General features: G+C 59.5%; 29 protein-coding genes and 1 tRNA gene. 9 read left to right on the top strand and 21 right to left on the bottom strand.

The window, feature by feature from the left end; genetic code table 11:
- Positions 1–103 precede the first annotated feature (103 nt).
- Positions 104–325, bottom strand: a complete 222-nt coding sequence (locus tag B5E56_RS12720; protein ID WP_087188430.1) for a FeoA family protein — start codon at positions 323–325, stop codon at positions 104–106.
- A gap of 13 nt (positions 326–338) precedes the next feature.
- The gene (locus B5E56_RS12725) at positions 339–551 is read right to left on the bottom strand and encodes a FeoA family protein (RefSeq protein WP_087188431.1); all 213 of its coding nucleotides are present in this window, start codon (positions 549–551) and stop codon (positions 339–341) included.
- A gap of 210 nt (positions 552–761) precedes the next feature.
- Here B5E56_RS12725 and B5E56_RS12730 point away from each other — a divergent pair, with 210 nt between their 5' ends.
- Positions 762–1,076 carry a TIGR04076 family protein gene (locus B5E56_RS12730; RefSeq protein ID WP_087390756.1) on the top strand — a complete coding sequence of 105 codons (315 nt, stop codon included), beginning with the start codon at positions 762–764 and terminating at the stop codon, positions 1,074–1,076.
- A gap of 88 nt (positions 1,077–1,164) precedes the next feature.
- On the opposite strand, the gene B5E56_RS12735 is transcribed toward B5E56_RS12730, so the two are convergent.
- From B5E56_RS12735 to fabG, 8 genes are all read right to left on the bottom strand, one after another.
- The gene (locus tag B5E56_RS12735) at positions 1,165–2,010 is read right to left on the bottom strand and encodes a zinc dependent phospholipase C family protein (RefSeq protein ID WP_087188433.1); all 846 of its coding nucleotides are present in this window, start codon (positions 2,008–2,010) and stop codon (positions 1,165–1,167) included.
- 152 nt (positions 2,011–2,162) lie between these two features.
- The gene (locus B5E56_RS12740; RefSeq protein WP_087390759.1) at positions 2,163–2,813 is read right to left on the bottom strand and encodes a stalk domain-containing protein; all 651 of its coding nucleotides are present in this window, start codon (positions 2,811–2,813) and stop codon (positions 2,163–2,165) included.
- Between the two features lie 322 nt (positions 2,814–3,135).
- Positions 3,136–3,837, bottom strand: a complete 702-nt coding sequence (locus B5E56_RS12745) for an ABC transporter ATP-binding protein (protein ID WP_343212813.1) — start codon at positions 3,835–3,837, stop codon at positions 3,136–3,138.
- A 12-nt stretch (positions 3,838–3,849) separates the two neighbouring features.
- Complete coding sequence (locus B5E56_RS12750) at positions 3,850–4,701, bottom strand: ABC transporter ATP-binding protein (protein ID WP_087188436.1); 852 nt, start codon at positions 4,699–4,701, stop codon at positions 3,850–3,852.
- On the bottom strand, positions 4,694–5,785 hold the full coding sequence (locus B5E56_RS12755; protein ID WP_087188437.1) for a branched-chain amino acid ABC transporter permease: 1,092 nt from the start codon (positions 5,783–5,785) through the stop codon (positions 4,694–4,696). Before B5E56_RS12755 ends, B5E56_RS12750 begins: the two co-directional genes overlap by 8 nt.
- 10 nt (positions 5,786–5,795) lie before the next feature.
- Positions 5,796–6,668, bottom strand: a complete 873-nt coding sequence (locus B5E56_RS12760) for a branched-chain amino acid ABC transporter permease (RefSeq protein WP_087188438.1) — start codon at positions 6,666–6,668, stop codon at positions 5,796–5,798.
- A 180-nt stretch (positions 6,669–6,848) separates the two neighbouring features.
- The gene (locus B5E56_RS12765) at positions 6,849–8,051 is read right to left on the bottom strand and encodes an ABC transporter substrate-binding protein (protein WP_087390762.1); all 1,203 of its coding nucleotides are present in this window, start codon (positions 8,049–8,051) and stop codon (positions 6,849–6,851) included.
- A gap of 142 nt (positions 8,052–8,193) precedes the next feature.
- On the bottom strand, positions 8,194–8,916 hold the full coding sequence (gene fabG / locus B5E56_RS12770; RefSeq protein ID WP_087390765.1) for an elongation factor P 5-aminopentanone reductase: 723 nt from the start codon (positions 8,914–8,916) through the stop codon (positions 8,194–8,196).
- Between the two features lie 123 nt (positions 8,917–9,039).
- On the opposite strand from fabG, the gene B5E56_RS12775 reads away from it, so the two are divergent.
- Positions 9,040–9,115, top strand: a tRNA-Val gene (locus tag B5E56_RS12775).
- Between the two features lie 78 nt (positions 9,116–9,193).
- Here the strand turns inward: B5E56_RS12775 and B5E56_RS12780 are convergent.
- Positions 9,194–10,375 (bottom strand): tyrosine-type recombinase/integrase, encoded by a 1,182-nt coding sequence (locus tag B5E56_RS12780; RefSeq protein ID WP_087390768.1) that lies wholly within the window; start codon positions 10,373–10,375, stop codon positions 9,194–9,196.
- A 101-nt stretch (positions 10,376–10,476) separates the two neighbouring features.
- Complete coding sequence (locus B5E56_RS12785; protein WP_158098726.1) at positions 10,477–11,181, bottom strand: helix-turn-helix domain-containing protein; 705 nt, start codon at positions 11,179–11,181, stop codon at positions 10,477–10,479.
- Positions 11,182–11,327: 146 nt separating this feature from the next.
- On the opposite strand from B5E56_RS12785, the gene B5E56_RS12790 reads away from it, so the two are divergent.
- The 6 genes from B5E56_RS12790 to B5E56_RS12815 all read left to right on the top strand — a co-directional run bounded on the left by B5E56_RS12790 (position 11,328) and on the right by B5E56_RS12815 (position 15,234).
- Positions 11,328–11,507: a hypothetical protein gene (locus tag B5E56_RS12790; protein ID WP_087390773.1), complete on the top strand. Its 180-nt coding sequence runs from the start codon at positions 11,328–11,330 to the stop codon at positions 11,505–11,507.
- A 193-nt stretch (positions 11,508–11,700) separates the two neighbouring features.
- A complete protein-coding gene (locus tag B5E56_RS12800) occupies positions 11,701–12,102 on the top strand; it encodes a hypothetical protein (RefSeq protein ID WP_087390780.1) in 402 nt (133 codons plus the stop codon).
- A 130-nt stretch (positions 12,103–12,232) separates the two neighbouring features.
- Complete coding sequence (locus B5E56_RS12805) at positions 12,233–12,457, top strand: hypothetical protein (protein ID WP_087390783.1); 225 nt, start codon at positions 12,233–12,235, stop codon at positions 12,455–12,457.
- The gene (locus B5E56_RS12810) at positions 12,421–12,867 is read left to right on the top strand and encodes a primase-like DNA-binding domain-containing protein (RefSeq protein WP_158098727.1); all 447 of its coding nucleotides are present in this window, start codon (positions 12,421–12,423) and stop codon (positions 12,865–12,867) included. The genes B5E56_RS12805 and B5E56_RS12810 overlap by 37 nt, the downstream gene beginning before the upstream one ends.
- A gap of 241 nt (positions 12,868–13,108) precedes the next feature.
- The gene (locus B5E56_RS14505; RefSeq protein ID WP_143383174.1) at positions 13,109–13,324 is read left to right on the top strand and encodes a hypothetical protein; all 216 of its coding nucleotides are present in this window, start codon (positions 13,109–13,111) and stop codon (positions 13,322–13,324) included.
- Positions 13,309–15,234 (top strand): S-layer homology domain-containing protein, encoded by a 1,926-nt coding sequence (locus B5E56_RS12815; RefSeq protein ID WP_087390788.1) that lies wholly within the window; start codon positions 13,309–13,311, stop codon positions 15,232–15,234. Before B5E56_RS14505 ends, B5E56_RS12815 begins: the two co-directional genes overlap by 16 nt.
- Before the next feature lie 298 nt (positions 15,235–15,532).
- Here B5E56_RS12815 and B5E56_RS12820 read toward each other — a convergent pair whose 3' ends face one another.
- Both B5E56_RS12820 and B5E56_RS12825 read right to left on the bottom strand, forming a co-directional pair.
- The gene (locus B5E56_RS12820; RefSeq protein WP_087188443.1) at positions 15,533–15,982 is read right to left on the bottom strand and encodes a hypothetical protein; all 450 of its coding nucleotides are present in this window, start codon (positions 15,980–15,982) and stop codon (positions 15,533–15,535) included.
- A gap of 28 nt (positions 15,983–16,010) precedes the next feature.
- Positions 16,011–16,814 (bottom strand): DAPG hydrolase family protein, encoded by an 804-nt coding sequence (locus B5E56_RS12825; RefSeq protein ID WP_087390791.1) that lies wholly within the window; start codon positions 16,812–16,814, stop codon positions 16,011–16,013.
- Between the two features lie 242 nt (positions 16,815–17,056).
- Here B5E56_RS12825 and B5E56_RS12830 point away from each other — a divergent pair, with 242 nt between their 5' ends.
- Positions 17,057–17,635 carry a TetR/AcrR family transcriptional regulator gene (locus B5E56_RS12830; RefSeq protein ID WP_087188445.1) on the top strand — a complete coding sequence of 193 codons (579 nt, stop codon included), beginning with the start codon at positions 17,057–17,059 and terminating at the stop codon, positions 17,633–17,635.
- Positions 17,636–17,949: 314 nt separating this feature from the next.
- On the opposite strand, the gene B5E56_RS12835 is transcribed toward B5E56_RS12830, so the two are convergent.
- The 7 genes from B5E56_RS12835 to recJ form a co-directional block, all read right to left on the bottom strand.
- Complete coding sequence (locus B5E56_RS12835; protein WP_087390808.1) at positions 17,950–18,777, bottom strand: epoxyqueuosine reductase; 828 nt, start codon at positions 18,775–18,777, stop codon at positions 17,950–17,952.
- Complete coding sequence (murE, locus tag B5E56_RS12840) at positions 18,767–20,299, bottom strand: Mur ligase family protein (RefSeq protein ID WP_242958974.1); 1,533 nt, start codon at positions 20,297–20,299, stop codon at positions 18,767–18,769. Before murE ends, B5E56_RS12835 begins: the two co-directional genes overlap by 11 nt.
- A gap of 46 nt (positions 20,300–20,345) precedes the next feature.
- On the bottom strand, positions 20,346–21,047 hold the full coding sequence (locus B5E56_RS12845) for an aspartate/glutamate racemase family protein (RefSeq protein ID WP_242958976.1): 702 nt from the start codon (positions 21,045–21,047) through the stop codon (positions 20,346–20,348).
- On the bottom strand, positions 21,047–22,258 hold the full coding sequence (locus tag B5E56_RS12850; RefSeq protein WP_087390797.1) for an ATP-grasp domain-containing protein: 1,212 nt from the start codon (positions 22,256–22,258) through the stop codon (positions 21,047–21,049). Before B5E56_RS12850 ends, B5E56_RS12845 begins: the two co-directional genes overlap by 1 nt.
- On the bottom strand, positions 22,245–22,460 hold the full coding sequence (locus B5E56_RS12855) for a hypothetical protein (RefSeq protein WP_242958978.1): 216 nt from the start codon (positions 22,458–22,460) through the stop codon (positions 22,245–22,247). The genes B5E56_RS12850 and B5E56_RS12855 overlap by 14 nt, the downstream gene beginning before the upstream one ends.
- Positions 22,461–22,535: 75 nt before the next feature.
- Positions 22,536–24,770 carry a RelA/SpoT family protein gene (locus tag B5E56_RS12860; RefSeq protein ID WP_087390800.1) on the bottom strand — a complete coding sequence of 745 codons (2,235 nt, stop codon included), beginning with the start codon at positions 24,768–24,770 and terminating at the stop codon, positions 22,536–22,538.
- Between the two features lie 39 nt (positions 24,771–24,809).
- Positions 24,810–26,876: a single-stranded-DNA-specific exonuclease RecJ gene (gene recJ / locus B5E56_RS12865; RefSeq protein WP_087390803.1), complete on the bottom strand. Its 2,067-nt coding sequence runs from the start codon at positions 26,874–26,876 to the stop codon at positions 24,810–24,812.
- Positions 26,877–26,965 lie beyond the last annotated feature (89 nt).

Consider the following 26,965-nt stretch of genomic DNA (forward strand, 5'->3'; position numbering starts at 1 on the left):
TCCCTTCTTGATTAGCGTTAGCTAACCATTAGTCTGAAAAATAGCCTTCCCCCATGGGAAGGCGGGCGCACAGTGTGCGCCCCTACGGGCTGCCAAATAGCCCTTACGCAATCTCAATCATTTCGGCGTCGGCTTTGCGTACGCTCAGCTCATAGCCCCGCACGTTCAGCTCCATGGGGTCCCCCAGGGGAGCCACCTTCCGGATCTGGATGGCCACACCCTTGGTGATGCCCATATCCATGATGCGGCGCTTCACCGCGCCCTCGCCGTGGAGGCGTACTACCGTGACGGTGTCCCCCACCTTGGCGTCCTTCAAAGTTCTCATTGCTCTGCTCCTCTCAGATCATGATTCGTCCGGCCATATTCCGGTCCAGGGCAATGCGGCTGTCCTTGACCTGCACGATCAGGTTCCCGCCCAGTTTACTAACCACAGTCACCGTGGCATCCATAACAAAGCCCAGTTCAGCCAGGTGCTGACGCAGTTCATCCTTCCCCGTGATTTTCCGGATGGTGACCGGTTCGCCCTGCTGTGCCAGTGTCAGCGGCATCATAGTTCCTCCCTCCCAACGGCGGTCTGTCCGCCTATGGTCTTTTTCACGGTTAGCTCTCGCTAACCTCCTCGGTGAGTATGAGTTTACATCAACTAACCACCGTTGTCAATCCCCTTTTTTAAATTTTTCCTTTAAGTTCTTGCCCGCGCCTTGATTCGTACATCAGTTCGATTTATAATAAGGTCAGACTTTATAAGGAGGTGCCGCCCTGTGAAGCAGGTCAAAATTACGGTATTGCGCAAGCAGCTTTATTCCGATCTGGTCTGCCGCTATCTGACAGAGCCGCCGGAGGAATGTGTCTGTGATTTCTTTGAGGAGGGAGACACGTTTCTGTATACCGGCGGAGCGGAGATGCCGGCGGGGTTCTGCCCCTGGGCCTGGATCGACATTTACCGCTCGGTCTCTGCCCTGTCCTGCGGAGCCACCTACACCCCCTGGCAGAAGGAAGAGGGAGCCACGGTGGTATGCTGTACCGACGGCATCCGCCCGGTCACCTTTTTGCTGGAGGCGGTGGACCCGTCTTAAAAAAATCGGGCGGCCATAAAGGCCGCCCCTACGAGGTATCTTGTGTAGGGGCGGCCTTTATGGTCGCCCGCATCATACTAGGATTGTTTCAGGACAGAGAACCGTTAAGCACCGCGGTCCACCCCTTCTCCCCTGCCTGGGGCGTGCCCTTGAAATCCCGGTCAAACCAGAGAGGCACCGGAGCGTCCTCCCGGATGGCCTGGAAAAAGGCGTCGATCTGCTGGGTGGTCTCATCCACCGCACCCTCCAGCAACCGGTCCAGATCGGCGCTGCTCTCCAGGGAGGCGGGATGGGGGGTCTCCTTCAGGGCCACATCCTTGGCGGACTGGATGGGGAGCATCCGGCTCACCGCGCCGATGACCTTGCCCCGGCGGGTGCCGCAGGAGCGGGCAAAGAAGCCCAAGTAAAAATTCATGGCCCGGTAGGCCCGGCGAACCTGCCGGGGAGAGGCGTGGATATAGGCACAGGCAGCGGCGTCCCACACCTGGCTTCCCTTCTGGGGCGGGGTGGGCAGATGGGCCTGGCTGACGGTATCCAGGCCGTCGCTCTCCATCAGCATCCGGTCGAACTCTCCCTCCATGGCCATGTGGGAGATGGGGCCGTCGGCGGCCCGCTCGTCCACATAGCCGTGACAGGCGCTGTCCAGGGCCAGGTGGCACAAAAATCCGGCGCCATAGCCCACCGACATGGGCACACCCTCCTCAATGGCCTGGCGCAGCCGCTCCACCGCGGGCAGGGCGGAGTTGCGGTGCATCCTAACCCCCTCCCGCCGGACAGCGTTGGGTCGGATGGGCTGGTAGAAAAACAGCGGATCGGGACCCAGGCAGCCCAGATCAAAGGCCTCCCGCTCCTCATCGATGACCTGGGCCAGAGGCTGAGGCAGCCCGCCCAGTACTTTATCTCCAAATTTTAGATGCGCGTAGTAATTTGGCATAGTTCCGTCGATTCCCTCCTGTCACAGTCCATAGCGATCCATTATATGTGCTTATTGTATCACGCTGTGTCAGGGAGAGAAAGCAGAAAAATGTTAAATCTTTTTCCATATAAAAAGGAGCGCGCCGCTGCGGCGCGCTCCTTTGGGTGGATTCAGGAGAAGGAGATGTCGTAGATGCCGAACTCATGGTTCCAGCCGCTGGTGCCCTCCACGTTGAGAGTCTCCAGCCGCACATTGGCAGCGTGGTCCAGGGGGATGGTGATGGTCTGGGGGGCGTCGCTCCAGTCAATGGTATAGGTCTCGGCCAGCTCGCCGTCCAGGTACACGTCCAGGCTGATCTTGTACTCCTTGGAGCCGTCCACATGGCCGATGGTAAAGGTCATGGTGTCATACTGGAGGTTGGTGTTCCAGATGGCGTAGCCCTCATTCTTGTAGCCGCCCGACATCTGGACACCCTGAGCAATTTTGTTGCCGGAAATGGTCATATAGCTCTTGGGATCGCTGCCGTCAAAGATTTTGGTATTGGTGCTCACCTGATAGGGGGGCAGCTTCTTCATCCAGTCGGTGGCCTGGCCGGGCACCTCGCCCACATAGACGGTGGCGGTGCTGCCGTCCCAGGTGACCTCCTTGCCCAGAGCCTCACCGATGGCGCGGACAGGCAGATAGGTGGTGCCGCTGCTGGCAAAGGGCTCCACAACCTTGCCGTTGGCGTCCTTGGGGGTGACCTCCACCCCGTCCACCACGATCTTGATACCCATGTAGTTGGCTTCGATCATCTTGGTGGTGACGGTACTGGCCGCCACAGCCGTCCCGCACAACAGGGCGGCAACAGCAGCGCCAGCCAGGATACGTTTACGCAGCGTCTTTTTCTACAGATTTCCTCCCTTTTTGATCTCCGCTCCGGCATGGAGGGCGGTTTCTTCCAAAACGGCTCTGGCCGGTTTGTCAGGGCCTGTTTCAGACAGCGCGGTCCGGAAGAATATGCTCGCTGCATATCCCTCCCCTTCCAGACATTCCAATATTTACCCCATCATTTTACCACACTAAATTTAGTTCCGCCATAGCTTTTCTTAAAAAAAGCGCGCTGCAAATTGCAGCGCGCTTTCTCTCTCGTTTTATTGGGGCTTAACCGCCCAGGTAGGCCTTCTTCACCGCCTCGTCGGCCAGCAGCTGCCGGCCCGGACCGGTCAGGGTCACCCGGCCGGTCTCCAGCACATAGCCCCGGTCGGCCACGCTCAGGGCCATCTGGGCGTTCTGCTCTACCAGCAGGATGGTGGTGCCCGCCTTGTGCAGCTCCTTGATGATATCGAAGATCTGCTCCACCAGGATGGGGGCCAGACCCATCGAAGGTTCGTCCAGCATGAGCAGCTTGGGGTTGGACATGAGGGCACGGCCCATGGCCAGCATTTGCTGCTCGCCGCCGGACAGGGTGCCCGCCACCTGCTTGCGGCGCTCTTTCAGCCGGGGGAACTGGGCGTACACCCGCTCCAGGTTGGGGGCAATAGTGGAGTTGGGCTGGGTAAAGGCGCCCATCTCCAGGTTCTCCTCCACCGTCATCTGCTGGAACACCCGGCGGCCCTCGGGCACCTGGGCCAGGCCCTGGGCCACCAGCTTGGAGGCAGGTACCGCCTGAATGGGCTTGCCCATGAACTCGATGGAGCCGGTGCGGGTATGGAGCAGACCGGAGACGGTCTGGAGGGTGGTGGTCTTACCGGCGCCGTTGGCGCCGATGAGGGTGACGATCTCCCCCTCCTCTACGTGGAAGGAGATGTCTTTCACGGCGTGGATGGCGCCGTAGTACACGTTGATGTTCTTGACGTCCAGCAATACCGCCATGGCTTATACCTCCTTCTGGTCACCCAGATAGGCCTTGATGACCTCCGGGTTGTTCTGGATCTCCGAGGGGGTGCCCTTGGCGATGATCTGGCCGAAGTTGAGCACGCAGATACCCTCACAGATGCCCATAACCAGATTCATGTCGTGCTCGATGAGCAGAATGGCGATGTGGAAGGTATCCCGGATCTTGACGATGTTGTCCATCAGCTCGGCGGTCTCGGAGGGGTTCATGCCCGCCGCCGGCTCGTCCAGCAGCAGCAGAGAGGGGTTGGTGGCCAGGGCACGGACGATCTCCAGCTTGCGCTGGGCGCCGTAGGGCAGGCTGCCTGCCTTGGCGTTGGCCAGATGCTGCATATCGAAGATGCTCAGCAGTTCCAGGGCGCTCTCATGGGCCAGCTTCTCCTTCTTCCAGTAGCTGGGCAGACGGAGGATGCCGCTCCACATGGGGTAGCGGACATGGTTGTGCAGGCCGATCTTTACGTTGTCCTCCACCGTCAGGTTGTCGAACAGGCGGATGTTCTGGAAGGTACGGGCGATACCCGCCTTGTTCACCTGAACGGTGGACATATTGTGGGTGTCGATGCCGTCCAGCAGCACGGTGCCCCGGGTGGGCTGATACACCTTGGTCAGCAGGTTGAACACGGTGGTCTTACCGGCGCCGTTAGGGCCGATGAGGCCGGCGATCTCGGTACGGCCGATGGCCATGTTGAACTCATTCACGGCGGTGAGGCCGCCGAAGTCGATGCCCAGGTGCTGGCACTCCAGGATGGGGGTCTGCTTGATGTCGCGCTCGGGGATAATATTGGGGCTGGGCACCGGGACCAGCTTGGTCTCGGGACGCTTGGGCTTACTCATGGCTGACGCCTCCCTTCTCGGCCGGCTGTTCCGGCGACTTGCGGAATTTCTCCTTGATGCCGTTGAAGAATCCGCGCATCACCGGGTTATTGGTGGCAATCATCACCAGAATGAGCACAATGGCGTACACCAGCATCCGGTACTCATCCAGGTTGATGGCACGCAGCAGCTCGGGCAGGTAGGTGAGGAAGGCGGCGGCAATGATGGAGCCGCGGATGTTGCCGATACCGCCCAGCACCACGAACACCAGCACCAGAATAGAGGTGTTGAAGTCAAACTTCTTGGGGGCCACGGAAGAGAAGTTCATGGCGTAGAGCACGCCCGCGGCACCCGCCATAACGGCGGAGGTAACGAAGGCCATCAGCTTGTACTTGGTAGCGCCGATGCCCACGCTCTCGGCGGCGATGCGGTTGTCCCGCAGGGCCATAATGGCCCGACCGGAGCGGCTGTTCACCAGGTTGAGCACCACAGTCAGGGCAATGAGCACCAGGATGAAGCCGGCGGTGAAGGAGGCCAGCTTCACGTTGGTGGTGAAGCCCATGGGCCCCTTCAGGATAGCCTTGCCGCCCTCCTCCAGGTTGAGGGCCATCTCATTCTCCAGAGAGAAGTGGAGGCCGTTCTTATCCACGCCCACATAGAGCACGTTCATGATGTTGCGGATGATCTCGCCGAAGGCCAGAGTCACGATGGCCAGGTAGTCGCCCCGCAGACGGAGCACAGGCACACCCACGATGACGCCGGCGATACCGGCCAGCACCGCGCCCACGATCATGGCCACCACCAGGCGGACCGCTCCGTTGGGAATGGCATCCTGGAGGGACATGGCGGTCACTACGCCGGAGAAGGCGCCCACACTCATAAATCCGGCGTGGCCCAGGCTCAGCTCACCGGAGATACCTACCACCAGATTGAGGGACAGAGCCATGACGATATAGGCGCAGATGGGCACCAGCTGGCCCTGCAGAGAGGAGGACAGCATATCGCCCGCATTGAGCACCTGAAGGATCACAAAGGCCGCAATGACAATGGCGTAGGTGATGGTGTTGTTGATCAGCCGTTTCCGGCCGGAAGTCAATTTCTTCATATCCCTCACCTCACACTTTCTCGCGGACGGTCTTGCCCAGCAGGCCGGCGGGCTTCACCAGCAGCACGATGATGAGCACCGCAAAGACCACCGCGTCGGAGATGTTGGTATTGATCACCTTGGCAAAGGTCTCGATGATACCCAGCAGGATGCCGCCCAGCATGGCGCCGGGGATGGAGCCGATGCCGCCGAACACGGCAGCGGTAAAGGCCTTGATGCCGGGCAGGGAGCCGGTGGTGGGCATCAGAGTCCGGTAGCTGGAGCACAGCAGCACACCGGCGATGGCGGCCAGAGCGGAGCCGATGGCAAAGGTCATGGAGATGGTGCGGTTGACGTTGATGCCCATGAGCTGAGCGGCCGCCTTATCCTCGGAGCAGGCCCGCATGGCCTTGCCCATCTTGGTCTTACTGGTGAACCAGGTGAGGGCCAGCATGATGATGATGCAAGCCAGTACGGTAACCAGAGACACATAGGTGATGTTCACACCCGAGATGGGCAGGGAGCCCTCAGGGATGACGGGGGTAAACACCTTGGGGTCCGCGCCCCACAGCAGCAGGGCGGCGTTTTGCAGGAAATAGCTGACGCCAATGGCGGTGATGAGCACCGCCAGGGAGGACGCCTGACGCAGGGGCTTATAGGCCAGTCCTTCGATAACAACGCCCAGGACGGTACACACCACCACAGCCAGCAGTACGCCCACCACAGGGGGCAGGTTGAAGCTGCCGGTGGCAAAGAAGGTCACATAGGCGCCTACCATGATGACGTCGCCGTGGGCAAAGTTCAGCATCTTTGCGATGCCGTACACCATGGTGTAGCCCAGGGCGATGATGGCGTAGACGCTGCCCAGGCTGATACCGGTGATCAGATTATTGAGGAAGCTCAAACCATTCACCTCTCTACTTGTTTTCTCTGTTCTGTGTATGGCAGAAACATCGGCGGTCCTGCGGGCTGCCGATGTTTCCACCATACATCCGATTGGGGATACATGGGGAAAAGCGGGCTGCCGGGTCCCCCCGGCAACCCGCTTCTGAGTCCCTGTTAAGCGGTAGTATTCTGCTCCAGATTACTGGGTGACGTACACGCCGCCCTCGACCTTGACCACCACGGGGGCCTTGGAAACCTCGCCGTTGGCGGACCAGGTCATGCCGGTGCCGGTCAGGCCGTCCACGCTGAAGTCGCCGGAGGTGAACTGAGCGATCAGAGCCTCGCAGATCTCCTCGGCGCTCATGTCGGCGGTAACGCCGGCAGCGGTGCAGGCCTCATAGATGGCGTACATACAGTCGTAGCCGTCAGCGGCGAACTGGTTGGGGATACCGCCGTAAGCAGCCTCATACTCGCTGACGAAGGTCTTGGTGCGCTCGTCCTCGCCCCAGGCGTTGAAGGGAGTCATGAGCATCAGGCCCTCGGCCAGGCTCTTGTCAAAGCCCTCCAGGTCCAGGATACCGTCCATACCGTCGCAGCCGAAGAAGGTGGGCTCATAGCCCATGCTCTTGGCCTGGGACAGGATCAGGGAAGCGGGGGTGTAGTAGATGGGCATGAACACCAGGTCGGCGCCGGCGTCCTTGGCGGCAGACAGCTGCACGTTGAAGTCGGTGTTGGTGTCATCGGGGAAGGTCTGAACGGTCACAACCTCCAAGCCGATCTCCTTGGCAGTGGCCTGGAAGGAGTTGTAGATGCCGGTGGAGTAGGCATCGCCGTTGTTGTAGATGACAGCGACCTTGGTGCCCAGGTTGTTGTCCTTAATATAGTTGGCGGCGGTCACACCCTGGTTGGGGTCGGTGAAGCACACCTGGAACACGTTGTCCTTGCCCGCGGTCACGTCGGTGGAAGAGGCAGAGGGAGTCAGCTGGAAGTAACGGTCATTATAGGTCTCGGCGGCCACGGCCACGCAGGGGTTGGTGGTGGTGCAGCCGTAGATGATCTTGGCGCCGTCGTCCTTCAGCTTGCCGTAGGCGTTAACAGCCTTCTCAATGTCGCCCTCGTCGTCCTGGGAGTTCAGGGAGAACTGCAGGCCGCCCAGAGCGTTGATCTCCTCAATGGCGATTTCGGCGCCCTGCTTGGTGGCCAGGCCGTAAACAGCAGCGGAGCCGGTCAGGGGGCCGATGCCGCCGATCTGAATGGTGCCTTCGGTGCTGCCGCTGGTGGTTTCATTGCCACCGGCGGGGGTATTGGCGGAGCCGCTCTCGGTGCCGCCGCCGCAGCCGGCCAGCATGGAGAAGCTGAGCGCACCCGCCAGCGCAAGAGACAGGATGCGAGACTTTTTCATCGTTCATTCCTCCTTCAAGAAGTTGTTGACAATTATATGCGTGTCGTCGGAAATTGTCAACCTTAAAAATGCACAAGGGCCGCCCCTTGGCAGGCAGCCCTTGTGTGAAGTATGAACAATTCATGAACGTAGGCAGGCATTTTCAGATAATCAGTCCGCCATTGGGGGACAAAACCTGTCCCGTGATAAAGTTTGCAGCGTCGGAAGCCAGATACCACAGGGCCTCCGCCACATCCTCCGGCCGGCCGATGCGCTCCAGGGGGGTCTCCTCCGCCAAAGCGGCCAGATCCTCGGGCCCCAGGTTGCCGTTCATCTCGGTATCAATGACCCCGGGAGACACACAGTTCACCGTGATCCCAGAGGGCCCAACCTCCTTGGCCAGAGCCTTTGTAAGCCCAATGACAGCAGCTTTTGCGGCAGAATAGGCCACCTCGCAGGAGCCTCCCACCTGTCCCCACATAGAGGACAAAGTCAAAATTTTTCCCGCCTTGCGATGGATAAAATGAGGCAGCGCCGCCCGGATGGTGTAGAACATTCCGTCCACGTTGACGGCAAACATCCGCCGCCAATCCTCGTCCGTCAGATCGCCAAATAATTTCTGCTGGGCAATGCCTGCGTTGCATATCAGAATGTCAAGTTGACAAAATTTATCCAACACATTGTCAACCATATTCCGTACCTGGGCCGAGTCTGACACGTCGGCCTGGACCGCCCAGCCGCCGATCTCCTCCGCCAGAGCCTCCGCTTTCTCTCTGGAGCGGCAGTAGTTGACCACCACCCGGTCTCCCCCGGCAGCAAACCGCCGGGCCGCCGCCGCGCCGATGCCGCGGCTTCCGCCGGTAATGAGAACTATCCGTCCTGCCATACTATTTCCTCCTTGTTCACGGCGTTTTCCTCAGTATACCAGCACTTTCCGGCCTTGAAAAGAGAAATTTCAAAAAAGTGTTGACAAGCACCTTTCTTTTCGCTATAATAGTCCATGCTGTTCGGACGATTAGCTCAGCTGGTAGAGCATCCGCTTGACGTGCGGGAGGTCACAGGTTCAAGTCCTGTATCGTCCACCAAAGCAAAGCCCTAAAGCCACAACGGTTCTAGGGCTTTTTTGCTGTCTGAAATCAGGGAATGACCCTTTAATTGACCCTTTACAGGTTCAAAACACCTTTTATGAACCCCTCCATGCGCTGGGCGCTGTCCTTCTTCATCTGTTCCGTGACATGGCCGTATACATCCAGGGTAAATGCCGCCGTGTGGTGCCCCAGGTTGCCCTGGACAGTCTTAATATCGTCCCCTGCTCGAAGGGAGGCCACGGCAAAGGTGTGGCGCAGATCGTGAAACCGGGTGGATGGGGTGCCCATCTGAGCCACAATGCGCTTGAAGCAATCATACACCGTCCGGTAAGAGAGATACCCGCCTGTCTCATTGGTGAACACCATCCCGGAGTTCTCCCACAGCGGGCCCATTTTAAGCTGCTGCTCCGCTTGTCTGGCCTTTTGGGAGCGGAGCAGCTTCATCACCCAGGGGGCAGGGGTGATGGTGCGGGGCTTGCCGTTCTTCGGTGTGGTGATGTAGTAGGCCCCGCCCTTTTTCTGTTCCCGGCGGAGCTGGCGCTTGATGGTAATGGTGCCCTTCTCGAAGTCCACACAATCCCACATGAGCCCCAGCACCTCCCCCTCCCTCATGCCGGTAAACAGGGCTACCTTATAAAGGAGTTCGTGCCGGTGCCCCTCTATGGCCTTTAGGAAGGTTGCTATCTGTTCTTCATCGAGCGGGCTTATCTCCTTTTTCTCCACCCTGGGGAGGGTGCAAGCGTCCGCCGGATTGAAGCGGATATATCCCACTGCCACGGCCTGCTGGAGCGCCTTGTGGAGGATGCCGTGGATGTTCTTTACCGACTTTGGGGACAGCGCCTTGCCCCCTTCCCGCTCGATGCTCAGACCATTGTAAAATCCCTGAATAGTATGGGTGTTCAGGGCTTCCAGCTTCACCGCACCCAGGGCGGGCTTGATGTATAGCCGTATCTGTTCCCCATAGAGAAAAGCGGTGGAGGGCTTCACGCCGCCCATATAGTCCGCCGTCCAAATGTCCAGCCATTGGCCCACCGTCATCTTGCAGGGCTCCTTATAGGTGCCGTTGTCGAGGGCGGTAGTAAGCCGGGCTAGCTTCTTCCTCACTTCCTGCTGAGTGGCTCCATAGACTGACCGCTGTATCTGTTTCCCGCTGCCAGGATCACGGCCCACAGTATAGCGGGCCTCCCATCTTCCGTCTTTTCGCTGGCGGATCGTCCCGGCCCCCTGGGCCCCTCTGGTGTTGCTTTTTCTTGGCATTGCAATTCCTCCCTTAAATTGATAGAATGGGAGGGCAGTAGGCCGCTAAGTTTACTGCCCTTTTAGCCGTCCCTGGTGTTCACAGCACCGGGGGCGGTTTTTTAATCGCTTTCGTCATAACCTTTGAGAAAATCGGACACAAGATCATTTAAAAAATCTGGAGCTTTTTCATGTTCTTTTTTAAAATCCTCATACATTTTGGTCATATCTTTAATAGCTTGTGCGAACAAATATCTTTCATATATCTCTGAATCAGGTTTAACAATGGGAATACGCATTGATGCGGAAATCTTACTTGCTACACCACCAAGCGTACCTTTATCTACCGCTCGATCATATCGTTCGACTTCTTCTTTCCTGGGCGAACGATAACCGAGAATTTCCTGATCTACATTCTCCCATGCAGATGCCGACAAATAACCAATTATATTTGCCAAAAACGTTCCATTTTCCAATATAAAGTTAAGAACAAATCGATCAGATTTGTGTTCACACAATTCTTTAAGTGTTTCTACTGCTTCACTATTAAGTCCAATGTAATTGCAGACCTGGCTCAGTTCTCCACTTAATTTCTTAGATTCGGATAATCCCAAAAGCCAATCGGAGGATACGTCAAAAAACTTTGCTATATTTTTTAACTGCTCTGCATCCGGCATAGATTGTCCACTTTTATATAAGCTAACTGTCTGTCTCTTTACACCGAGTGCAGTAGCTAACGTGTCTTGTGTAATATGCCGGTCTTTCATTAGCTCAGAAAGCCGTTTAGAAAATATCTTAAAGTCATCAGATACCACTTTTCTTGCCAAATGTCTCACCCTCATCAATAATGTCCTATTGGTATGCGTAATTGATTTCTCCGTCCTTATCAGTTGCAAGTACCTTGATGTTGCTTTATAATTATTATAGCAAACACAACGGACGTTTGCAACAACAACATGGAGGTGACTTTTAAATGAGCAACCAGGATATCAGACGCACAGCGGCAGGGGCCGGAGTGAAACTATGGCAGATTGCGGACGCTCTAGGAATGGCGGATTGCAGCTTTTCCCGGAAACTCCGCAAGGAACTGCCTGAGGATGAAAAGGAGAAAATCTTCTCTATCATCCAGCGGCTTGCAAAGGAGGTAAGCTAATGGCCGACAAATTAGACCCCCTGGCCGTCTCCCCAGCAGAGTGTGCCCGTCTGCTGGGTATCAGCAGGCCGAAGGTTTATGACCTTATCAATCAAGGTAGGTTTCCTTCCTTTAAATTAGGCAGTCGCACACTCATCAGTGTGGACGGATTGCGGGAATGGATCTCCAGACAGACACAAGCAGAGGTGAATATATGAGCAAGACAAAAAAGAACCGCCCCGGTGCTGGCACACCAGGACGGCAGACGGAAACGGGGACTTATGGCAGGGCCTCCACTTCCATTTATCAGAATACCACACAGCCAACCGGCAGACAACCGGGAATGATTGAAAAATTGCTATCCAGCGGCGCAGAGAACGCCGTGCCGCTCCAGCACCTTGTGAAACTTATGGACAAACCCGCCCGCCAAGTCCGCCAGCAGATCCAGGCGGAACGCTTGCGAGGTATTCCCATTCTATCTGACAACGAACATGGCTATTATCTACCGAAAACACAGGAAGATGTGGACAACTTCGTCCGCAGTATGCTCCACCGGGCGCATGAAATTGCCCGTGTTGCCAACACCGTGCGGCTGAGGGGGCGACGGCTTGACTAAATTTTACCCCGAAGGATTGCCCCAAGAACTGAAAGACAGCGGGCGCTGGTGCGTGTGGAGATATGAAACCCGAGAAGGCAGCGCAAAGCCCACCAAATGCCCGTACAACCCCCGGACAGGAGGCGGGGCTATGTCCAACAACCCCAGCACCTTCACCAGCTACCAGGAGGCCGTGAACGCCCTGGAGCGGGGCGGATATGATGGCCTGGGCGTTGGGGTGTTTGACGGCTTATGTGCCGTTGACATCGACCACTGCATAGCGGATGACGGCACCCCCTCCACTCTACCTTGTGCCTGTTCACCAACCACCTGCCCCGTGTGGGCAGCACTGACCCCGGCACCTGGCGGCGGCTGATCGTGGTACCCTTCCGGGCCACCATCCCCACACAGGGGAGCCGGTCAAACTATGGCGACATTCTGGTGCAAGAGGCTGGGCCGTCTATCCTGGCCTGGGCTGTCGAGGGAGCTGTGAACTTTGCACGCAACGGCTACCAACTCCAGACCCCAGATGTGGTGGAGGAAACCACCGAAGCATACCGAGGGCAAGAGGACTGGGTGGGCAACTTCCTTTCGGAGTGCTGCACCCTGGAGCCTGGGGCATGGATACCAGCCTCTAATCTATACCGCCGATACCGTGAATGGGCAGAGGGAGCGGGGGACTATGTGCGCCGACTGCCTGACTTTAACACCGCCCTGGAAAACCGAGGACTGGCCAAAAAAAGGACAAAAACCTGCAATGTATGGCAGGGAGTTGGGATGCAGTAACACCCCAAAAGGTGGAGCTACTGGGTGGAGGTGGAGCTACTTTCCTATTGTTTAAAAAAATCGGAAAAAATTAAAACCCTATAGGGACTTTTGGGGAAATAGCTCCACCATCTCCACCAAATCCAGCAATCCCTTGTGGGAGTAGGGATAGAGCCGGTGGAGGCACCTCCACCCTATCTCCACCCGGTGGAGGTACATCCCCGGTTTTCAATCTATTTAGGCATAAAACGAGGAAAAACCCATGTACTACAGATGCAACGCCGGAGGCTGGAACCGCAGCCACGGACAGGTGGAGCAAACACCCCGGCTAGATTCCTTTGAGCTGCCAATGGGCAAGCCGTGGGAGATCATATATTGCGGATGCCCTGACCGTGGAGACAAGCCGGTAGAGGTGGACGCAGAGGGCAACACAGCCCACCTTTACCTGACCGGCTGGCGGAAATGCGTGACAGTATGAACCTGGCTCTGGAGCATCCTGTCTATGCTTCCGGCCTTGAGGTCAATCATCAGACCTTCGCCGCTGATGCTGTGGACGGTAAACTTGACACTCGCTGGAGCGGCAACAAGATGAAGGTCGCTGACACCGCCGACTCCTGGATCGTGGTGGATCTGGGTGAGGATGTGTGCGACATCACTGAGGTTTCCTCCAGCTATTATGCCAAGGTATGGCCCAGCGACTATGTGGTACAAGTGGCCGGTTCTGACTTTGTACCCACCGACTACAGCACTGTCAATGTAGGTACGGTAAGCGATAAGAGCGCCTTTGAGGGCCAGAACGCCAAGGGCGCCAGCTGCTGGACCACCATCGGAACCTACACCGGTATGAGCGGCGACGGCCGCACCGATGCCCTGACTAACTTTGAAGCCGCCATTCCGGAGGGTACTCGTTACCTGCGTCTCTACTTCACCGGTATCAACCAGAGCGCTTTCGGCCACTCCATCGGCCTGAACGAGCTGGAGGTCACCGGTACCCGCTACCTGGATCCCACTGAGCCGGGCGAGCCTGAAGATGTGGTGGTGGAGACCGTAATGCCTTCCGTGGCCTACGGCCGGCTCAACACCGCGTTTGACGATCTGGAGCTGCCTGTGTGCGCCGTAGTTGCCCTGTCCGACGGCACTACCCTCCGCTTCCCCGTAGAGTGGAGCGCTAAGGGTTATGACGCCGCCTCCACGGAGCCCCAGACCCTGACCGGCACACTGGACCTGTCCGGCACCGCCATCCTCAACGAGGAGAACCTTACCGCTTCCGTAACCGTCAACCTGTCCGACGAACCCACTGTGGTCAATGTGCTGGTGAACCCCACCAGCCTGGGCGTGGACTACGGCACTTCCTTTGAGATGCTCAACCTGCCTGAGCAGGTGGTTCTGGAGCTGTCCACCGGCTTCGGTGTCGCCTGCGACGTGACCTGGGACAGCACCACCTACAACCCCAACGCCGAAGACACCCAGTACGTCCGCGGCTCCGTACTCTACAACGGCCAGACCTACGAGGCCGTCATGCCCGTGGATGTAGAGGGCGCCCCCGTGGATCCTGAGGGCCCCACCGTCTCTACTGCCTACGTCATCACCGTGGAGGACAGCGACAACGGCACTGTGACTTCCAGCCGCACCCGCGCCCCCAAGGGCCTCACCGTCACTCTGACCGTGAAGCCTGACGAAGGCTACAAGCTGGATACCCTCACCGTCACCGACAAGAACGGCAATGAGCTCAAGCTCACCGACAAGGGCAACGGCAAGTACACCTTTGCCATGCCCGCCTCTGCCGTTACTGTGGAGGCCTCCTTCACCAAGGACGATACCCCCGTGGAGACCGGCCTGCCCTTCACCGACGTGAAGACCGACGACTGGTTCTTCGAGGCTGTGAAGTACGTCTATGACAACAAGCTGATGGACGGTACTTCCACCACCACCTTTGCCCCCCTCATGACCACCAACCGTGCCATGATCGTCACCATCCTGTGGCGGCTGGAGGGTCAGCCTGAGACCGACGCCACCCTGTCCTTCACCGACGTGGAGAGCGGCGTGTGGTACACCGACGCTGTGAACTGGGCTGCCTCCAAAGGCATCGTCAAGGGCTACAGCGACACCGTGTTTGCCCCCAACGACACCGTGACCCGCGAGCAGCTGGCCACCATCCTGTACCGCTATGCTGAGTACAAGGAGTACGACGTGTCCGCCAAAGGCGACCTGACCATCTTCGCCGACGGCGCCAACACCTCCTCCTGGGCTACTGAGGCCATGGAGTGGGCGGTAGGCTCCGGCCTGCTGTCCGGCAAGGACGGCGGCAAGCTGGACCCCACCGGCACCGCCACCCGCGCGGAAGTGGCGCAGATCTTCATGAACTTTGCGCAGGGTCTGCAGAAGTAAAGATCCATGCCGGCAAGGGCGCGCTGCATCAGCAGCGCGCCCTTGTTGTTGCCAAGAACGTGGTCTGTCCCCCTCTGGACAAGATGTCCACCACTGAAGGAGACCGCTTAACCCTGGGGCATTGGCGATACCATTCAGTCAGACAAGGCGGACCAGGCCACCCACAGCGGCTGCCCGCCTCCGGTATCGGAGCGGGCAGGCAAGCCGTTCCAACGTCTCCTCCGCCTGCCGGAGGAGCTTTATGGACAAAAGCAGCCCCTCCGTACCGAACGGAGGGGCTGACGGTTATGTATGCAGTTCAGTCCCGGGTGCACAGCGCCTGGGCGCCCTTGATACACAGGGGGAAGAAGATCAGCGCGGTTATATAGGCCACCAGGAAGATAGCGGGCACTTTGGTGATCCAAAAACCAAAGAACCCCGTACCCAGCAGAAAGCCCACTTCACAGAACATCAGGATGGAGCTCATCAGCAGCACCAGCAGCAGCACGATGAAAAAGATCCGCACAAAGTATGCTCCGATACTTTCCATTTTCAGGTGAAAGGCCTTGACAAAGAAATTGCCAAAGGCAGGCAGGTCAATGAGCGTCTCCAGCGTCAGATTCAGGCAGAAACCGTAAACCATACCAACCACCAGGGCGGGAACATTCAGGTTATTGTTGACTGCCAGGTTGAAGATGGTCACCGCCAGGGTAATGAAAAAGGCCAGAAATACATTCATTACTACAGGAAAATCTTTTTTCTTACACATAATTCTTCTCCTTTTCCGTCTGTTCCGCTTACCAGCGGTCTTTCTCTTCGGCGTAGAGGGAGGGCAGGATGGCGGCCAGATGGCCGAATTCCTTCAGATTATGGGCAAACAGGCCCATGGGCACCACCGGGGGCACGCTGACGCCGTCGGGCAGCAGCTTGACCACCTGGCCGTCCACCAGGCCGTAGCCGATCCAGAAGCGGGAACGCAGCTCGATCCCGCCCTCGATCTCCCGAACCATGTGGGTCATGATGGCGGCCACACCCTGGCCGGGTACCGGTCCATGGCCGTTGGCGCACATCATAGTGGCGCAGGCGGGGGTACCAACTTTGGACTCGTCGTATCCCAGCTCATGGGGATAGCGGAAGTTCAGGATCAGCTCGTCGGGACCGCCTCCTACGTCCTCCAATACATGGTGAACGGTGCCCCAAGTTTTTTCCCGCATAGGCACGCTGGGGTCCAGCACCTTGTCCGGATTCTGCTGACGGGCGTAGAAGTGGTCCTCCGGGTCCCAGATGCGGTAGCGCATATCGTTCAGGCCGTGCCAGGCAAACCACCACTCAAACATCTCAGGAGTGACGCCGGGCATCTCAGTGCGGTTGGCCAGATAGCCGGTACCGTTTGGCATCACACAGTAGCCGGTCTCACAGGGCAGATAGCCGGGCAGGAACAAATCGTTGCGATCCTCAATCTTCAGGGCCAGAGAGGGATCAATAGGGCCGCCCTCCAAGATGGCAAGTTTCTCCTGGGGAATGGGAGTAATGGGCAGATCATAGTACTTGGCGTAAGACAGCGCCCGCTCCTCCGGGGTAAGAACAGGTCTTTGGCTCATAACAGCTCCTCCTTTTTCTGTTTGTTCTGTGTGAAAAAGATAGCATAAACTACCTCTATTTATACACATCACACAAAAATCTACCGTACAGTAACTGAACAAACGGAGGCAAAGTGTCCATTCCCCTCCGATTTTTTGTTGCAATTTTATTCTTGGTCAAATATAATAATAATTTAAGCAAAGTACCCCCTATTTTGCAGCAGATCCGCAAACCTTCTTTGATTTCTAATGAGAGGCAGTTGATGGATATGCCCCCCCGCAGGACGCTGAACCGCCAGCGCACTATTCAGGATATTGAATCCGCCTTTCTGGAAATTTACCAGCGGGACGGTATCGACGGCGTAAGCATTGCCGGCATCTGCCAAGTATGCGGTATAGCCCGCTCCACTTTTTACCTTTATTTTGAGGATAAATTTGCAGTATTGCAGGGTGTGGAGGACCGGCTGCTCTCCGCCCTGTGGGAAATCTGCCGTAATCTGCCCGACATCATGGACCACAGCAGCGCCACCGACACCGCCCTGCGCACCATTACGCATATCCGGGAAAACCTAGACTGGTACCGGGTCCTGCTGAGCAACCGCGGAGATCCTATGTTTGTGTACCGCTGGAAAAAAGACATTGTGAAGAGCCTCCGCCGCAAGCTGGAGCAGCGCAACGTCAACGAGCTGGATGCGGTGATCCAGGGCGTGATGTTCTCCTCCGCCCTGATTGGACTATATACCCATATCACCATGGAATGCCCCGATATCCCCGATCAAACCCTGTGCCGCTATATGGACGACCTGCTGGCCCGCAGTCTGAAGCCCATTTCACCCCGATAATAACAATCCCCCGCTCCAGAAGTTCCGGAGCGGGGGGATTTAGTCTATCGATAAAATGTATTTCTGCGATTTTTGCTGCAGGAGCCTCGCAGAGTTCCGCCGTCCGCAGAGGACGGAAATGGGTCAAAATTGTGTTTTCCGGCGGCGTGTACGTCGGAAAACACCCTTCTCAGGCCGCAAGTGTGTGGCCCTTGGGGCCATGCGCGCGGCGGCCTGCATTCCCTCTCAAAAATGCTTGCATTTTTGAGAAGCGTGTCGAAAAACTTCGACACACTGAGTCCCCCCGCTCCGGAACTTCCGGAGCGGGGGGATTGTTACATACTCTTTTTCAATTCCAGGTTGCGCCGCAGGGGCGCGGGCCCCCGCCAGGCAAAGGCCCGGTCACCGTACTTCTCCCGGAAGGTCCGGTTGGTGAGCCCCTCCAGGTCGGCCCGGTCCAGGGCATCCACCAGCCCCTCCCGGAACTCAGGCAGAGGGGACAGGGCGGGATGGGCGTTGTAGGGGCACACCCGCTGGCAGGTGTCGCACCCCCAGATCAGTGGGTGAGCCTGCACCAGCCCCGCCTCCTCACCAGTCAGCTCCCCCTTCTTCTGGGTCAGCTCGGACAGACAGCGGGACAGGTCCACCCCAGCCTCCCCCAGGGCGCCGCCGGGGCAGGCGGCCAGACACTTGCCGCAGCCCACACAGTGGGCGGACGGCGTGCGGGGCGGCAGGTTCAATTCCACATCGGTGAGGATAGTGCCCAGGAACACATAGCTGCCGTAGGGAGGCAAAATCACCAGCCCGTTCTTCCCCCGCAGGCCAATGCCGCACCGCCAGGCCGCCTGCCGCTCCGGCAGGGGGGAATTGTCGGCGGCGGGCAAAAACGCCCTATTTTTGTATTTTTCTCGCAAAATATCACAAATAGTATTTAGTTTTTCGGTGACTACCTGGTGATAATCCCGCCCACGGGCGTAGAGAGACAGGTTGCCAGGCCGGTCCCCGGCGTAGTAGGGGAAGGCGGCCACCAGCACGGTGCGGGGGTTGGGGCACAGCTGTTCCGCCTTTGCGATGGCCTCGGGGGTCATGTCCTCCGCCAGTTCTGAAAACGGCAAGCCGCCCCAGGCGGCGGCGCCCGCGGCGGCAAAAGCCTTATTCAGCATGGTCACGGTCATACTTGTCCAAAGCCTGCCGGGCCAGCACTCCGTCGGGGATACAGGGCTCGGGGCCGTTCTTCCGCTTCTGGGCCTCCTCGCAGCCCTTGCCCGCCAGCAGCACCACAGCGGGACGCTGGGCCTCCAGGATGGCGGCCTCCACAGCCCGCTCCCGGTCGGGGATGACGGTGTAGTCCTTATTCCACCGCTTGAGGAACACGCCGATGTCGGCGCAGATGTCCTCCACTTCTTCAGGACCGGGATCGTCCTCGGTGAGGATGATCCGGTGGGCCCACTCGCCGGCGGCGTTGCCCATGCCCTCCCGGCGGTCGATGCCCTTGCCGCCGGTGCAGCCGAAGAGGACCGTCAGCTGCCGGTCAGGGTACTCCGCCCGGACGGAGCGCAGGGCGTTCTGCAAACTCATGCCGTTGTGGGAATAGTCCACAATGACGGAGATCTGGTTGTCGGCGCTGACATAGTGCTCCATGCGTCCGGGGACGAAGGCCTTCTCCAGACCTTCCCTCACCATCTCCTGGGGGATGCCATAGACCTCGGCCACCGCCACGGCGGCCAGGGCGTTCTCCACGTTGAACAGGCCGGGGGTGGAAATGGCCATGTCCCCCTCGTAGCGAGGAGTGCGAACGTGGAAGGCGATCCGGTTGCCCTCCTTGCGCACGTTGGTGCCATACACGGTGGCGGCAGGGTCCTTCTGGGAGAAGGTGATGACCTGCTCACACCGGGCGGCGGCCTGAGCCACCTCAGAGGTATGATCGCAGTCCATGGAAATACAGGCGGTTTTCGCCTGCTTAAAAATCAACAGCTTGGATTGGAGATAGTCCTCCAGGTCGGGGTGCTCCACCGGGGAGATGTGGTCCTCGCCGATGTTGAGGAACACGGCGCAGGACAGGTCCACCCCGATGACCCTGCCATATTTCAGGGCCTGGGAGGACACCTCCATGGTGAGGTAGTCCGCCCCGGCGGTGACAGCGTTGGACAGGTGCCGCTGGAGGTCCAGAGGCTCCGGGGTAGTCAGCTTGGCGGGCTTGCGCTCCAGGCCGTCGTCGGTGACGATGGTGGAGAGCAGGGCGCTCTCCCGGTGGCCCTGGGCAGCCAGCCAGGTATCCACGATGGACTTGATATAATAGGCCGTGGTAGTCTTGCCCTTGGTGCCGGTGATGCCGGTGATGGTCAGCTTGCCGGAGGGGTGGCCGTAGGCCAGATCGGCCAGCAGGCCCATGGCCTGCCGGATGTCGGTGACCCGCAGGCAGGGCAGGGGCACGTTGGGATAGGGGGTCTCGCTGACATACACGAAGGCCCCCTTGTCCATGGCCTGGCGCAGGTAGTCCTCCTTGAACTTGGCCCCCTTGCAGATGAAGAGGGTGTGGGGGATCACCACCTGGGAGTCGCAGGACACCAGGGCCACCGGGGCGGTCAGGTCGGCGTGGACCGGCCCCTTGTCGGCCAGCAGGTCATGGCGCAGCAGCAGCTGCACATAGTCGCCCAAAGGGCGGCGGAAATCGGTCATAGTCATTCACCACCAGAAACTTGTAGGGCCGATGTCTCCATCGGCCCATTGCTTATACCATCCGCAGCTTGTAGCCGCAGGCGGTGATACACCGCTGAGCCAGCACGTCCATGGCGTCCAGATAGTGGTCGGGCAGGCCGTGATAGGTGCGGTAGACAGACAGCTCGGTGCAGCCCAGAATGGCGCTGTCGCACCCGGCCTGACGGAGCCAGCGGTCAATGACGGCGAATTTCTCCCGGGAGCCCTTTTCCCCCCGCTTGATCTCGTCGTAGATGATGCTCATCACCAGCTTCTGGACCTCCTCCGGCGGGGAGACGGCCTCAATGCCCCGGGCGGTACACTCCTTCTGGTACACGCCGGTGCGGATGGTGCCGTCGGTGGCCAGGATGCCCACCTTGCGCCGCCCCTCCTCCGCCAGCACTCCCACAGTCTCCCGGGGCATATGGATGAGAGGGATGGAGATATCCCCCTGGAGCCGGTCGGCAAAGTAGTGGGAGGTGTTGCAGGGAATGGACAGCACGGTGCAGCCGCCCCCCTCCAGCAGACGGGCACCCGCCAGCAGCCGCTGGTAGCAGCCCTCCGCATCGCCCCCCAGAATGGCGGCGGTGCGGTCGGGCATGGAGGTGTCGCTCCAGATCAGGGTAGGCAGGTGCTCCTGGTCTTTGGCCGCGTCGGTGCGGTCCAGAATCCGCTGATAAAAGTCCTGGGTGGCCTGGGGCCCCATGCCGCCCAGAATACCAAGGCGTTGTTCCATTATTTCACCTTTTCCATACAAGAGGCATACCAGCCCACATACCGCTTCTGGCCCTTCATAATGCGCAGGGTACGCACCAGGCCGTTGTCCGGCTTGTAGAACAGGGGGTTGACCACGGCGCCCGCCTTCTCCAGGGCCTTCATCTCCTCATGGTACTTGGGATTCACATAGTCGTAGGCCACCTTGGGGGGAATGACCCACCACAGATGGCGGTTTTTGGTAATGGTCAGCTCACAGCTCTTGCCCAGCACCCGGTCCTCCACCAGGTACTTGGCCAGGTTGTAGCCCGCGCCGGTGACATAGTAGTTGGACCGGCCCTGGCGGCAGTTGATCTCAAAGGCCTTAAACTTGCCGTCCCGCTGGTCGTACTTGATGTCGAAGTTGGAGAAGCCGGTGAACTTGATGGCTTCCAGGAAGCCCTTCAGCTTCTCGCACAGCTCAGGCTCAGGCTCGGTGATGATAACGGCGTGGTTGCCGATGGCGTGGGCGGTGTGCTCCTCCAGCAGGACGTGGCCCACGCACATGAGGCGCACCTGCCCGTCCTGGCCGGAGTAGTTGGTGACCACCCGCATATAGCTGTCGTCACCGGGAATAAAGTCCTGGATGATGAGGGAGTCCTCATATCCGGCGTTGTAGATGTCGTCGATGACTTGGTCCACCTCTTCCCGGGTCTGGAGGACATAGGCCTTCTTCTGAGTGGGGAAGGGATGCTTCCAGTAGGTGTCCGACTCGGCGGGCTTGACCACAAAGGGGCCCTCAAAAGGCAGGGTAAAGCCGTGGCCCTCCCCCTTGTGGTAGACGTAGGTGGCCGGATGGTCGATGCCGTACTGGTCGCACAGGTCGTAGAACTTCTCCTTGTGGATCAGGGTCTCCAGCATGGACAGGTCCACATAGGGGGCGATGACGTTCTCGGGGTAGTTGGGCAGGTTGGCGGAGATGGAGTTGAGGTAGTTGTCTCCGCAGCCCAGCACCAGAATCTTCTTGTCCGGGTGCTCTTTGGCCACCTCGTTGACGTTCTCCAGCACCTTGTCCACCCGGTCGTTGTGCTCCCGCACCCGGTAGTCGATGATCTTGCTGCCGGCGCACACGCTGGCGGGGAACATTCCATACACCACGGAATGTACGCCGTAGGCCTCATGGAAGGCCCGGGCCATGCTGTAGGCGTTGATGTCCGAGCCTAACAGCACGGGCACAAATTCAGTTGCAGCCATTGTAAAATGCCTCCTGGAAGGTAATTTCATACCAATGTTCGCCCATGGGAATAACCTGGGCGCAATAATGTCCCGCCACATAGGCGGCCTGGGCCTCGGTGAGCCGCAGCTCCCGCCGGAGCAGCTCTCCGCCCGCAAAGCACTGGGAGATCAGCCGGTCCAGGGTCTCGTTTTCTTGCAGTATCTCTCTCTGAATCATCATTCGTTCTCCTCAACAAGAGAAAAGGCAGTGGTCGTACCGCAGGGGCGACCCTTGTGGCCGCCCCCAGATTATTTTTTATCCGGCAGCGCGTTTCACTTGGTACACGCCCTGGATCTGACCCAGCTTGTTGATAACGGCGGTAAGCTCGGTGTGGTCCTTCACCTCCAGCACAATGCTGACGGTGGCGTAGCCGTCGGGCATGGACCGGGCGGACAGGCTGGTGGTCTTAGCCTTCATGGTGGACAGGGCCATGGCCACATCGAGAGTCAGGCCGTCCCGATCCTTGGCGGCGATCTCCAGGGAAGTGCGGTAGGTAGACAACTCTCCGCTGGCCCAGGATACCTTGATCCAGCGGCCCTCCTCCTCCGGCTTGCGCTTCTCGGGGGCGGCGTTGGGGCAGTCCGCCCGGTGGACGGAGACGCCGAAGCCCCGGGTAATAAAGCCCACCACCGGGTCGCCGGGCACGGGGGTGCAGCACTTGGCGAACTTCACCAGGCAGTTGTCGATGCCCTCCACGATGATGCCGCTCTGGTCGTGCTTGCCGGTCTTGACGGGCACGGTGGGCTGATTGCTGGTGGCGGGATAAATGGCATCCTGCTGCTGGGCCGTCTTTTCGGCGGCGGCCGCCTGCTCGGCGTGGAGTCGGTTGAGCCGGGTCATCTCGTCCTTGACCCGCACCACTGCCTTCTGGGCGGACATACCGCCGTAGCCGATGGCGGCGTACAACTCATCCAGGGTGCCGAAGCGCACCTTCTTCAAAATAAAGGGCAGCACATCCTCAGCCGTGATGGCCGCCAGAGACAGGCCCACGTGCTTGAGCTCCGACTCGAAGGAGGCCCGGCCGGTGGCGATGTTCTCCTCCCGCCGCTCCTTCTTGAACCACTGACGGATCTTGTTGCGGGCCTCGTTGGACTTGCAGATCTTCATCCAGTCCCGGCTGGGACCGTGGGCCGACTTGGAGGTGATGACCTCCACGATGTCGCCGTTTTTCAGGGGGGTGTCGAAGGTGACCATGCGGCCGTTGACCTTGGCCCCCGTCATGTGGTTGCCCACGGCGGAGTGGATGTTGTAGGCAAAGTCGATGGGGGTGGCCCCGGCGGGCAGGTTGATCACGTCGCCCCGGGGGGTGAACACGAACACCTCGTCGGAGAACAGGTCCACCCGCATGGTGCGGACAAACTCCTCGGCGTCCACGTCCTGCTGGCTCTCCAGCAGCTTGCGCACCCACTCAAAGGCCTCCTCGGTGCCCAGCTTGGTGTTGGCCATGCCCTGCTTGTACTTCCAGTGGGCGGCGATGCCGTACTCGGCGGTATGGTGCATCTCCCAGGTGCGGATCTGCACCTCGAAGGGGATGCCGTCCCGGCCGATGACGGTGGTATGAAGGGACTGATAGCCATTGGGCTTGGGCGTGCCGATGTAGTCCTTGAACCGGCCCAGCACCGGGTTAAAGAGATCATGAATGACGCCCAGCACATTGTAGCACTCCGGGATGTCATCTACAATGACCCGGAAGGCATAGAGATCAAAAATCTCATCCATGGTCTTGTTCTGGGTGTACATCTTCCGGTAGATGGAATAGGCGTGCTTCACCCGGCCGTAGATGGTGCAGTGGATGCCCTCGGCGTCCAGCCGCTCCTGAATGCGCCGCTGGACGGTGGCCAAAAACTCCTCGTGGGCGGCAGATCGGGCGGCCAGCTCATCGGAGATCTCTTTGTAGCCCACCGGGTCCAGGTAGCGCAGGGAGGTATCCTCCAGCTCCCACTTGATGCGCTGCATACCTAAGCGGTGGGCGATGGGGGCGTAGATCTCCATGGTCTCCAGGGCCTTCTCCTTCTGCTTCTTGGGAGACTGGTATTCCATGGTGCGCATATTGTGAAGCCGGTCGCAGATTTTAATCAGGATCACCCGGATGTCCTTGGCCATGGCCATGAGCATCTTCCGCAGGTTCTCCATCTGCTCCTCTTCCTTGGAGGTATACTGTACCCGGGTCAGTTTGGTAACGCCCTCCACCAGGTCGGCCACCACCGTCCCGAAGAGCTTGGCGATCTCCTCGTGGGTGGAACCGGTGTCCTCGATACAGTCGTGGAGCAGAGCGGCAATGATGGAGTCGGTGTCCAGCTCCAGCTCGGCCACGATCTCGGCCACCGCCAGGGGATGGGTGATATAGGGCGATCCGTCCTTACGCAGCTGCCCGGAGTGGGCATTGTCCGCATAGGTGAACGCGCTGAACAGGCGCTGGGTGTCCAGTGCCGGATTATAGGTTTTGATTTTGTCCTCAAGAGCCTGATAACGCTCCAGGATGGGGTCCATACAGGGCACCTCCTGTCGAAATAAAAATGAAAGGGAAATTTATCCGCTCATGCCCCGCAGCCGGCGCATGATCCAGCTGTCATCCAGATCCACCTTGCCCTCCACCGTCCGCAGGGCGATGTGGAGGTGATCGGTGGTGTGCTCCAGCTGGATCAGTCCCCGCTCGTCAAAGACCTCCAGACATACCAGAGTACGCATGACGGTCTCCCGCCGTCCGGCGGAGCGGGCGATGTTGCGGGCCAACCGGTGGGCGGTCTCCTCCAGAGGAGACTGTCCGGCATGGCCCTTCAAATAGCGCCAGAGAACCACGAACTCCTCTCTGGTGGGCAGCAGGGCGGCCGCCTCCCGGCGGGTCAGTTCCTCGCCCCGGCGGAATTTTTCAAAGAGGGCCCGCTCGGCCTGGGCCCGGGTAAGGGCGGGGCGCAGGTCGCACACCTGGAACTGGACCGAGCGCCACCCCCGGTACTCATTGACCTGGGGGGTAAAGGCCACATCCACCCGGTCTCCCTGGGCCACCCCCATCTCGGCGGCGGTGGCGGAGAAGAAAATGGCGTCAAAACTGCGGCCGCCGGAGGCCAGCTTCAGCTTCAGATGCCGGCCGCCCCCCACCTCGCTGAGGGCGGTGATGAGGCAGCCCGACAGGGAGAACACCGGCTTGGGGTTGCCCGAGCCATAGGGCTCCAGCAGGTCCAGTCCCTCCACCCCTTCCAGGGTAAGGATACCCACATCGTCCACCGGACAATCCACATCCAGGGTGGACACCATCTCGGCGCCGCCGGTACACTGGCGGACATAGTCGTTCATGGCGGCGGTAAAGGCGGGGATGTTCTCCTCCAGAATGGTAAAGCCCGCCGCCAGCTCATGGCCGCCGAAGCCCTCCAGCAGGGGGGCGCAGTGCTCCAGAGCGGCAAACAGGTTGAAGCCGCCGAAGGACCGGCAGGAGCCTTTGCCCTTGCCGTCCTGGAGGCAGATCATAAAGGCGGGGCAGGAGTATTTCTCCGCCAGGCGGGAGGCCACAATGCCCACCACCCCCTGGTGCCAGTGGTCGCCGGCCAGCACCAGAGCATAGCGCTCCTCCGGCGGCAGGGCCTCGGCCAGCTCCTGGCACTCGGCGGAGATCTGGGCCTCAATGGTCTGCCGCTCCCGGTTCAGCTCGCACAGCTGGATGGCCAGTTCCTCTCCCCGGGCGGGATCGGCGGTGAGCAGCAGCTCGGCGGCCAGGGAGGCGCACCCCATCCGGCCCGAGGCGTTGAGCCGCGGGGCCAGGGTGTAGCCGATGGCCACCGAATTGAGGGGCCGCTCCTCCAGGCCCGCCTGCCGCAGCAGGGCCTTCAGGCCGGGGCGGCCGGTGTGGCGCAGGGCCTCCAGCCCCAGGCGCACAATGGTGCGGTTCTCCCCGGTGAGGCTCATCACGTCGGCCACCGTACCGATGGCCGCCAAATCGGCGTACCGGTTCAGCAGTTCCTCCTGCCGGGGCTTCCCACCCAGGGCCAGCACCAGCTTGAGGGCCACCCCCACGCCGGCCAGACATTTAAAGGGATAGGGGCAGTCGGCCTGGTGGGGGTCCACCACCGCCAGCGCGGCGGGCAGTTCCTCCTTGCACTCGTGGTGGTCGGTGATCACCAGATCCATGCCCAGACGGGCGGCGTGGCGGGCCTCCTCCACGGCGGTGATGCCGCAGTCTACCGTCACCACCAGACTGACCCCCGCCTGGTGGAGGGTATCCAGGGCGTCGGTATTCAGGCCGTAGCCCTCCTCCATCCGGTCCGGGATGTAGGAGATCACATCTCCCCCCTCCCGCCGGAGGAAATCGGTGAGCAGGCTGGTGGAGGTGATGCCATCCACGTCGTAGTCGCCGTAGACTGCAATGGTCTCCCCCGCCGCCAGGGCACGGGCCAGCCGGGCGGCGGCCCTGTCCATATCCTTCATCAGCAGGGGGTCCTGAAGCTGACCCCGTCCCGCATCCAGAAAGGCACGGGCCTTCTCCGGGGTATCCATCCCCCGGGCGCACAGGGTCATGGCCGCCAGAGTGGGCAGTCCCGCCCGCTCCAGAGCGGCCACCGCGGCCGGATCGCTGGCCGCCTGATTCCATTGTTTGTATTTCATGGGCGGCCACCGTCCTTTCCCATTAAAATTACCCTTTATTATATCAAATGCCTTTCCCTGTGACAAGGCCTTGGAAAAAAACGGCGGGC

Source organism: Flavonifractor sp. An112 (genome assembly GCF_002161085.1).
GTDB classification, from domain to species: domain Bacteria; phylum Bacillota; class Clostridia; order Oscillospirales; family Oscillospiraceae; genus Flavonifractor; species Flavonifractor avicola.